This window comes from Neoroseomonas soli (assembly GCF_018129065.1).
Taxonomy (GTDB): domain Bacteria; phylum Pseudomonadota; class Alphaproteobacteria; order Acetobacterales; family Acetobacteraceae; genus Neoroseomonas; species Neoroseomonas soli.
The window spans coordinates 22,583-32,112 of the sequence record NZ_JAAEDM010000059.1; the positions used below are offsets into that span (position 1 = coordinate 22,583).

The following is a 9,530-nucleotide window of genomic DNA, read 5'->3' on the forward strand; positions in this document are numbered from 1 at the left end:
TGACATGTTGGGCCTGTTCCGCCGCCGGGGCGCGCGGCCGGTCGCGCGCACCCAGGCCCCTCGCAAGGACGACGCCGAGGCGGCCGACCATGCCACCTGGACCCGCCGGGTGGGGGAGGCGCTGCAGGGCGGCGGCGTGACCATCGGCCTCGCGCTGGTGGCGCTGGTGCTGGGGCTCGCGACCTTCGCCGTGCTCTCCGGCGGGACGCCGCTCGGGCCTGCCGGGCCGGGGCAGGTGGTGGGCATCGTCCTCGCCAACCTTGCCGTGCTGCTCATGCTGGTCGCCTCGCTGGCGGCGCGGCTGGTGCGGATGTGGGTGGAACGCCGGCGCGGGTCGGCCGGGTCGCGCCTGCATGTCCGGCTGGTGCTGCTGTTCGGCGTGGTGGCGGTGGGGCCATCGATCCTGGTGGCGGGCTTCGCGGCGCTGTTCTTCAACCTCGGCATCCAGGCCTGGTTCAGCGACCGGGTGCGCGACACGCTGGAGGCCTCGCTCGTCGCCTCCCGCGCCTATCTCGAGGAACACCGCAACACCATCCGCGCCGACATCCTGGCGATGGCGAACGACCTCAATCGCGCCGCGCCGGTGCTGCTGCCCGACAACGGCATCGCCTTCGCCCGGCTGCTCGCGACGCATACCGCCATCCGCGGCCTGACCGATTCGCTGGTGGTGGAACCGACGCTCGGCCAGGTGGTGGCCTCCGCGGGGCTCACCACGGGCTCGGTGGTGGACATCCCGCCATCCTGGGCGCTGGAACAGGCGCGCGCGGGCGAGGTCGCGGTGCTGCCGAGCGAAAGCGGCGAAGGGCGCGTGCGCGCCATCGTCCAGCTCAACATCCCGCCGGGGCTGCTGCTGATGATCAGCCGCCCGGTCGATCCCGGCGTGCTCGAGCACATGCGCACGACCGAACTGGCCTTCCAGGAATACGACCGGCTCGACCGCAACCGCGGCGACCTGCAGATCACCTTCGTGCTGATCTTCGCCATTGCCACGCTGCTCGTGCTGCTCGGCGCCGTGCTGCTCGGGCTGTTGATCGCCAACCGGATCGTGCGGCCGATCTCCCGCCTGATCACCGCGGCCGAACGGGTGCGCGCGGGCGACCTCTCGACCCGGGTGCAGGAAGGGGAGGCGGATGACGAGGTCGCGAGCCTCTCCCGCGCCTTCAACCGCATGACGAGCCAGCTCAGCGCGCAGCGGGCCGAACTCATGGAAGCCTACCGCCAGATCGACGAGCGGCGGCGCTTCACCGAGACGGTGCTCTCCGGCGTCACGGCCGGCGTGGTCGGCCTCGATGCCGAGGGGCGGGTGAACCTGCCGAACCGTTCGGCCTCGGGGCTGCTGGGGGTGGACCTCGATGCCGCGATCGGCCTGCCGCTCGGCGGCATCGCGCCGGAATTCGGCCCGCTGATCGCCGCCGCGCGGGCGCAACCGGACCGGGCGCACACCGCCGAGATCCGCACCGGGTCGCCTTCCGCCCGCCGCACGCTGATCGCGCGCCTCGGCGCCGAGACGCAGGGCGGGCGCATCGAAGGCTACGTGCTGACCTTCGACGACATCACGGAACTGCTATCGGCGCAGCGCAAGGCCGCCTGGGCCGACGTGGCGCGCCGCATCGCGCATGAGATCAAGAACCCGCTGACGCCGATCCAGCTTTCCGCCGAACGACTGAAGCGGCGCTACCTGAAGCAGATCACCGACGACCCCGACACCTTCAAGCAATGCACCGACACCATCGTGCGCCAGGTGGGCGACATCGGCCGCATGGTGGATGAGTTCTCCGCCTTCGCCCGCATGCCCCAGCCGGTGATCCGGCCGGAGGATGCGAACCAGCTGCTGCGCGATGCGCTGGTGTTGCAGCGCGACGCGCATCCCGAGATCACCTATGAAACCTCATTCGCCGGTGAAGCGCCGAAGGTCCCCTGCGACCGGCGACTGATCGGCCAGGCGCTGACCAACCTGCTGCAGAACGCCGCCGATGCGGTCGCCATGCGCGCCGCCGAGGGCGCCGGCCGCATCTCGGCGCGCGTCGAGGCCGATGCCTCGGAGGTCCGCATCACCGTCGAGGACGATGGAGTCGGGCTGCCGACGGAGGAGGAACGGGACCGCCTGACCGAGCCCTATGTCACTCACAAGACGAAAGGAACCGGGCTTGGCCTTGCCATCGTGAAGAAGATCATGGAGGACCATCGCGGACAGCTGGTGCTGGAGGACCGCGAGGACGGCCCCGGCGCCCGGGTCGCGCTGATCCTTCCGCTGCGCGCGGCGGGAACGGCCGGCGAGGGGGGCGGGGAGTCGACGAAGGCCGGCGAGGGAGCGAAGGTCGCGCATGGCGCATGAGATCCTGATCGTCGACGACGAGCCCGATATCCGGGCCCTCATCGAGGGCATCCTCTCGGACGAGGGCTACGAGACACGGCAGGCCCACAACTCCGATGCCGCGATCGCGGCCTTCCGGGCGCGGCGGCCCTCGCTCGTCGTCCTTGACATCTGGCTGCAGAACTCGCGGCTGGACGGGCTCGGCATCCTGCAGGCGCTGCATACCGAGGAGCCGCAGGTGCCGGTCGTCATGATCTCCGGCCACGGCACCATCGAGACCGCGGTGCAGGCGATCCAGCAGGGCGCCTACGACTTCATCGAGAAGCCGTTCAAATCGGACCGGCTGCTGCTGATCGTCGCGCGCGCGCTGGAAGCGGCGCGGCTGCGGCGCGAGAACAGCGAGCTGCGCCTGCGTGCCGGGCCCGAGATGGAACTGATCGGCGCCTCCGCCCCGCTCGGCCAGTTGCGCGGGGCGATCGAGAAGGTGGCGCCCACCGGATCCCGCGTGCTGATCACCGGGCCGGCCGGCGCGGGCAAGGAAGTGGCCGCGCGCATGATCCACGCGCGCTCCCGTCGCGCCGACGGCCCCTTTGTCGTGCTGAACTGCGCCACGCTGAACCCTGCCCGCTTCGAGGAGGAACTCTTCGGCATCGAGGCCGGTCCCGACCCGTTGGCGCAGCCGCGCCGCGCCGGCGTGCTCGAACGCGCCCATGGCGGCACGCTGCTGCTGGACGAGGTCGCCGACATGCCGCTGGAGACCCAGGGCAAGATCGTGCGCGCCTTGCAGGAACAGGGCTTCGAGCGCATCGGCGGCGGCACGCGGGTGAAGGTGGATGTCCGCGTGCTCGCCACCACCAACCGGGACCTGGCCGCCGAGATCGCCGGCGGGCGCTTCCGCGAGGACCTGTATTACCGCCTCGCCGTGGTGCCGCTGCGCGTGCCCGCTCTGCGCGAGCGGCGGGAGGACGTGCCGGTGCTGGCGCGCCACTTCATGGGGCGTTCCGCCGAGACCACCGGCATGGCCCCGCGCGAACTCTCGGAGGACGCGCTCGCGGCCATGCAGGCCTATGACTGGCCGGGCAATGTGCGCGAACTGCGCAACCTGATCGACTGGCTGCTCATCATGGCGCCCGGCGATGCGCGCGAGGCGATCCGCCCGGACATGCTGCCGCCCCAGGTCGGCGCCGCCGCGCCCGCCGTGCTGAAGCTCGACCGGTCGAGCGAGATCATGACCCTGCCGCTGCGCGAGGCGCGCGAATTGTTCGAACGGCAGTACCTGGAAGCGCAGTTGCTGCGCTTCGGCGGCAACATCAGCCGCACCGCGAACTTCGTCGGCATGGAGCGCAGCGCGCTCCATCGGAAGCTCAAGTTCCTCGGCGTGCAGGCCGAGGACCGCGCCAACCCGCCCGGCACCGTCGGCAACGCCTGAAAGCTCCCCGCATGTCCCGCATCGCATACGTCAACGGCCGCTACGTGCCGCAGCCCGAAGCCAGCGTGAACATCGAGGACCGCGGCTACCAGTTCGGCGACGGCATCTACGAGGTCGTGCACCTCTATGACGGCAAGTACATCGACGAGGATCGCCACCTCGACCGGCTGGAACGCTCGCTGCGCGAGATCCGCCTGCCCATGCCGATGTCCCGTGCCGCGCTGCGCCTGGTGCTGCGGGAGGTCGCGCGCCGCAACCGCGTGACCGAGGGCCTGCTCTACATGCAGGTGACGCGCGGCGTCGCCCGGCGCGACCATCCGTTCCCGGCGAAGCCGGTGCCGCCGGCGATCGTCGTCACGGTCAAGCGAATCCCGCCCTACCCGACGGATGTGGACAAGTGGGGCGCGGCGGCGATCACCCATCCCGACCTGCGCTGGGCGCGCTGCGACATCAAGACGGTCAACCTGCTGCCGAACTGCCTCGCCCGCCAGGCGGCGCGCGAACAGGGCGCGGCCGAGGCGGTGCTGTTCGACGAGGCGACCGGCCTGGTCACCGAAGGGGCCGCCACCTCCTTCTGGATCGTGGACGAGGACGGCGTCATCCGCACCCGCCACCTCGACCACTCCATCCTGCCGGGCTGCACGCGCAGCGCGCTGATGGCGGAACTGGCGGAAGCCGGCATCGCCTTCGAGGAGCGTCAGTTTTCCCTGGAGGAACTGAGCAAGGCGCGCGAGGCCTTCATCACCTCCGCGACCTCCTTCGTGAAGCCGATCGTGAAGATCGACGGCCAGCCGGTCGGCGACGGCAAGGTCGGCCCGGTCGTGCGCCGCCTGTTCGAGATCTTCGCCCGCCACGTGAAGGGCGGACTGAAGAACGCGGCGTGAACGGCGAGGCCAACGCCGCCGTCGTCCGCGCCTTCTACGCGGAGCTGTGGGAGCAGGGCGACCTCTCCCGCATGCCCGCGCTGATGCATGACGACGTCGCCTTCCAGGGCACCTTCGGCCAGACCATGCGCGGGCATGAGGCCTTCGGCGCCTATGTGCGCAGCGTGCGGCACGCCTTCTCGACCTATCGCTGCGAGGTCTCGGAACTGCTGACGGATGGCGACAAGGTGGCGGCGCGGGTGCGCTTCTCCGGCCGGCACGATGCCGGGCCCTTCCTGGAATTCGCGCCGACCGGGCGCGAACTCGCGTGGGAAGGCGTGGGCTTCTTCACCCTGGATGAGGGCCGGATCCGCCACCTCTGGGTGATGGGGGACATGCTGGGGCTGCTCGGGCAGTTGCGGGCATGAACGCGCGCCCCACCGCCATCCTCTGGGACTGGGACAACACGCTGGTCGATGGCTGGGCGGCCATCGAGGCCGGGCTGAACGCCGCTTTCCGCGCCTTCGGCCTGCCGGAATGGGACCGCACCCAGGTGCTGGCCAATGTCCGCAGGTCCCTGCGCGAATCCTTCCCGCCTCTCTTCGGCGCGGAGTGGGAGAAAGCGCGGGAGATATTCTACGCAGAGGTGCGTGCCCGGCACCTCGATGTCGTCGTCCCCATTCCGGGGGCTGCGGCGGCGCTGGCCGCGGCGGGGCGGGTCGCGCGGCAGGGCGTCGTCTCCAACAAGCAGGGGCCGCTGCTGCGGGCGGAAGCCGTGCATCTGGGATGGGCGGGGCATTTCGGCGCGCTGGTCGGCGCCGGGGATGCGGTGCGCGACAAGCCGGACGCCGCACCCTTGCTGATGGCGCTGGAGGCGCTCGGCGTGCCGCCGTCGCCCGAGGTCTGGTACGTCGGCGACACTGCGCTCGACATGCAGGCCGCTCGCGCGGCGGGCTGCCGCGCCGTGCTGCTCGGCGACGCGGCGCATGACGGCGGCATCGCGGCGGCTGCGCCGGATGCATTCTTCGCCGACGGCCATGCGCTGGAAGCCGGGCTTCTTTCCCTTGCCATTCGCTGACGGCGCGGCGAAAACTGCGCCGCCGGCGGCCGGAAATGGTTTGCGCCGGTCCGCCCCTGGTCGGTGACCAGCAAGAACAGAAGGACCGGTCCCATGGCCGCCGAGAAGTCCCAGAACGTGCAGGACGTGTTCCTGAACCACGTTCGCAAATCCAAGACCCCCGTGACGATCTTCCTGGTGAACGGCGTGAAGCTGCAGGGAATCATCACCTGGTTCGACAATTTCTCCGTGCTGCTGCGCCGCGACGGGCACACCCAGCTCGTCTACAAGCACGCGATCTCGACCGTGATGCCGGGCGCGCCGATCATGCTGTTCGACGCCACCGCACAGGCCGGGGCACAGGCCGGGGCACAGGCTGCTGCGTCGCCGGCATCGGAAACCCGCATGACGCTGACGCGTGAGGTGGCTCCTGGCGCCAACGACTGAGGCCAATGGCGGCCAGCCGACGCGGGCCGCCGTCATCCTGCCATTCGAGAAGCCCAGCCGCGTCGCAATCGGCGACGCGGGCGGGCATCGTGCGGCCGAGGCACGGCTGGCGGAAGCCGTCGGCCTCGCCGCCTCGATCGGCGTCACCATCGTGCATTCCGCGGTCTATCCGCTGCGGGATCGCCGGCCCTCGACCCTGCTGGGCGAGGGCCAGGTGGCGATGGTGGGCGATGACCTGAAGGAACAGGAAGTCGGCCTCGTCGTCGTGGACGCGTCGCTGACGCCGGTGCAGCAGCGCAACCTCGAAAGGGCCTGGGGCTGCAAGGTCATCGACCGCACCGGCCTGATCCTGGAGATCTTCGGCGAGCGCGCGCGCACCAGGGAAGGTTCGCTGCAGGTCGAGCTCGCGCATCTCGAATACCAGCGCACACGGCTGGTGCGGTCCTGGACTCACCTCGAACGGCAGCGCGGCGGCTTCGGCTTCCTGGGTGGCCCGGGTGAATCGCAGATCGAGATCGACCGCCGGCTCATCGGCGACCGCATCGTGAAGCTGAAGCGCGAACTCGACCAGGTGCGCCGCACCCGCGGCCTGCACCGCAGGGCGCGCGAACGCGTGCCGTATCCGGTCGTCGCCCTCGTCGGCTACACGAATGCGGGCAAGTCCACGCTGTTCAACGCGCTGACCGGCGCGGGCGTCTATGCGCAGGACCAGCTCTTCGCGACGCTGGACCCGACGATGCGCGCGATACGACTGCCGAGCGGGCGCACCTGCATCCTCTCCGACACGGTGGGCTTCATCTCCGACCTGCCGACGCAACTGGTGGAAGCCTTCCGCGCGACGCTGGAGGAAGTGGCCGCGGCCGACGTCATCCTGCATGTCCGCGACATCGCCCATCCCGACAGCGCGGCGCAGCGCGCCGATGTGCTCGGCGTGATGGAGGAGATGGCGGAAGGGCCGAACGCGACCCTCGACGAGGGTTGGGAATCGCGCGTCCTGGAAGTGCTGAACAAGGCCGATCTTCTTGGCGGGATCGAATCTGTCGAACGTCTTGCGCCCGGCGCGGTACCGGTTTCCGCGCTGACGGGGGAGGGGCTCGAGGACCTCCGCCGCACCATCGACGATCGCCTCGCCGCCGGGCTGGAGACGATCGACGTGACGGTGCCGACGAGCGACGGCGCGCGCCTCGCCTGGCTCTACGCGAATGGGGAAGTGCTCTCCCGCAAGGATGGGGAGGAGGGTATCCGGCTGACCGTCCGGCTTTCTTCCGCCAACCGCGCCCGCTTCGAGGAACGCGCATGATCGGCGCCACCCGCGCGGCGGAGGTCGCCGCCCTGCTGCGGGACGCGGCACGCGCCGAGATCCTGCCGCGCTTCCGCCGCCTCGCGCAGGGCGAGGTCCGCACCAAGTCCGGACCGCTCGACCTGGTGACGGATGCCGACGAGGCCGCCGAGCGCATCATCGAAGCCGGCCTGGCGAAGATCTTCCCCGGCTGCGCCGTGGTCGGCGAGGAAGCCGCCGCGGCGGATCCTTCCGTGCTGGACCGGCTTGCCTCGGCCGACCTTGCCTTCGTGGTGGACCCGGTCGACGGCACGGCCAACTTCGCCGCCGGCCTGCCGGTCTTCGGCACCATGGCCGCCGCGGTCGCGGGCGGGGAGGTGGTCGCCGCCTGGATCCACGACCCGCTCGGCGACGACACCGCCATCGCGTTGCGCGGGGAGGGGGCCTGGATCGCCGATGCGGAAGGCCGCCACCGGATGGACCTGCGCGTCGCCGCGCCGGTGCCGCTGGCCGAGATGGTGGGTGCCATATCCTGGACCTACCTTGGGGAGCCGCTGCGCAGCCGGGTGACCTCGCGCTTCCCGCGCCTCGCCGCCGTGCTGGGGTATCGCTGCGCCGCGCATGAATACCGCTGGATCGCAGGCGGGCATGGGCATGTGCTGCTCTACAACCGCCTGATGCCGTGGGATCACCTGCCGGGCTGGCTGATCCACCGCGAGGCCGGCGGCTATGCCCGGCGTTTCGACGGCAGTGACTACCTCCCGACGCACCGCGACGGCGGGCTGATCTGTGCGCCCGACCGCGCCTCCTGGGATGCCGTCCGGCACGCCCTGCTCGATCCATGAGCGAGGACGACGACGACGGGGATGAGGGCCCGCCCGGCCTGCCCCCCGGCACGCCCTTCTACATGACCCCCGCCGGCGCCGCGGCGCTGCGCGAGGAAATCCGCGCCCTGTGGGAGGACGAACGGCCCAAGGTGGTCGAAATCGTCTCCTGGGCCGCGAGCCTCGGCGACCGCTCGGAGAATGCCGACTACCAGTACGGCAAGCGGCGGCTGCGCCAGATCGACGGGCGCGTGCGCTTCCTGCGCAAGCGGCTGGACCGCGTGCAGGTGGTGGACCCGGCGCAGCAGACGAAGCGCGACCAGGTCTTCTTCGGCGCCACGGTGACCTATGCGCGGCTCTCGGACGATGCGGAGGTGACGATCCGCATCGTCGGGGTGGACGAGGCGGATGCGGATCGCGGGGATATCTCCTGGGTGGCACCGGTGGCGCGGTCGCTGCTTGGGGCGCGGGTGGGGGATGTGCGGAAGGTCAGGGTGCCAGGGGGCGTCGAGGAAGTTGAGATTGTCACTATCCTTTATCCATCTGCGCGCATGAGTGAAATATAATACAATTACTGCTTGTATTGATCTGCCTTACTTTGACGCGACGGCTTCAGGCTCCCTGCGGTGGACAACCAATCACTCAGGTCGGCAAAGACGGGCGATCCAAAACGAATGCTGATTTCATGAATTTCTACAGCAGAGTTTGTTGTTGTATTTTCCGTTAACCTATCGAAAATTGTTCCTCTCAAAGCCGTGAGCACGGCGGGCCATGCTTGGGCCATAGGCGAGGGGAAGCGTGATGTCCGGGACCAAGAGCGTGTCGCCAGGCGGCGTGAAGGTCGTCGCCCGGCAGTTGGCGCCGCAGGCGCAGGCCGATAGCGGCGCGCTGCGCGAGGACGGCTACGAATTCATTGACGTGCTGGCCAATGACCTCGGGGGCGGGGCGAAGCGGCTCTGGTCCCTGAACCAGGCGGATCTGTCGGTCAGCACCGCTTATGGCGATGCCGTCCTCGTGGATGGCGGCCGCCTGCTCGTCGAGATCGTCGAAGACCCCAATGCCCCCGGCTCCGGCTACTACGTTCTCAAGGTGAGCGAGAACCCCACCGGCCCCGGCTACGATCACCTGGGCGAGGGCCAGACGACGGATGTGGTCTTCAACTACGCGATCCGTCTGGCCAATGGTGCCATCTCCACCTCGACGGTCACGATCAGCGTCACCGGCGTGAACGATGCCCCCGAGGCGCAGGACGCGACGGCGGGGGTCTTGGAGGACGCCACGACGGGCGGTGCGGTCACCGCGACCGATGCCGACGAC

10 protein-coding genes are annotated in these 9,530 nt (G+C 70.1%); all 10 read left to right on the plus strand.

Annotation, left to right across the window (positions count from 1 at the left end):
* Nucleotides 1-4: 4 nt before the first annotated feature.
* On the plus strand, nucleotides 5-2,335 hold the full coding sequence (locus GXW76_RS18220; RefSeq protein WP_211863524.1) for a sensor histidine kinase NtrY-like: 2,331 nt from the start codon (nucleotides 5-7) through the stop codon (nucleotides 2,333-2,335).
* Nucleotides 2,325-3,743, plus strand: coding sequence for a nitrogen assimilation response regulator NtrX (gene ntrX, locus GXW76_RS18225; protein ID WP_211863525.1), 1,419 nt, complete (start codon nucleotides 2,325-2,327; stop codon nucleotides 3,741-3,743). The genes GXW76_RS18220 and ntrX overlap by 11 nt, the downstream gene beginning before the upstream one ends.
* Nucleotides 3,744-3,754: 11 nt before the next feature.
* Nucleotides 3,755-4,627, plus strand: a complete 873-nt coding sequence (locus tag GXW76_RS18230) for a D-amino-acid transaminase (RefSeq protein WP_211863526.1) — start codon at nucleotides 3,755-3,757, stop codon at nucleotides 4,625-4,627.
* Nucleotides 4,624-5,034, plus strand: a complete 411-nt coding sequence (locus tag GXW76_RS18235; RefSeq protein ID WP_211863527.1) for an ester cyclase — start codon at nucleotides 4,624-4,626, stop codon at nucleotides 5,032-5,034. Before GXW76_RS18230 ends, GXW76_RS18235 begins: the two co-directional genes overlap by 4 nt.
* Nucleotides 5,031-5,684, plus strand: a complete 654-nt coding sequence (locus GXW76_RS18240; RefSeq protein ID WP_211863528.1) for an HAD family hydrolase — start codon at nucleotides 5,031-5,033, stop codon at nucleotides 5,682-5,684. Before GXW76_RS18235 ends, GXW76_RS18240 begins: the two co-directional genes overlap by 4 nt.
* Nucleotides 5,685-5,777: 93 nt before the next feature.
* A complete protein-coding gene (gene hfq, locus GXW76_RS18245; protein WP_211863529.1) occupies nucleotides 5,778-6,110 on the plus strand; it encodes an RNA chaperone Hfq in 333 nt (110 codons plus the stop codon).
* A complete protein-coding gene (hflX, locus tag GXW76_RS18250; protein WP_338150989.1) occupies nucleotides 6,082-7,410 on the plus strand; it encodes a GTPase HflX in 1,329 nt (442 codons plus the stop codon). The genes hfq and hflX overlap by 29 nt, the downstream gene beginning before the upstream one ends.
* Nucleotides 7,407-8,234: an inositol monophosphatase family protein gene (locus GXW76_RS18255; RefSeq protein WP_211863530.1), complete on the plus strand. Its 828-nt coding sequence runs from the start codon at nucleotides 7,407-7,409 to the stop codon at nucleotides 8,232-8,234. The genes hflX and GXW76_RS18255 overlap by 4 nt, the downstream gene beginning before the upstream one ends.
* Nucleotides 8,231-8,779, plus strand: coding sequence for a transcription elongation factor GreB (gene greB / locus GXW76_RS18260; protein ID WP_211863531.1), 549 nt, complete (start codon nucleotides 8,231-8,233; stop codon nucleotides 8,777-8,779). Before GXW76_RS18255 ends, greB begins: the two co-directional genes overlap by 4 nt.
* A 235-nt stretch (nucleotides 8,780-9,014) precedes the next feature.
* The coding region (locus GXW76_RS18265) for a VCBS domain-containing protein (protein ID WP_211863532.1) at nucleotides 9,015-9,530 on the plus strand (516 nt) is incomplete at its 3' end.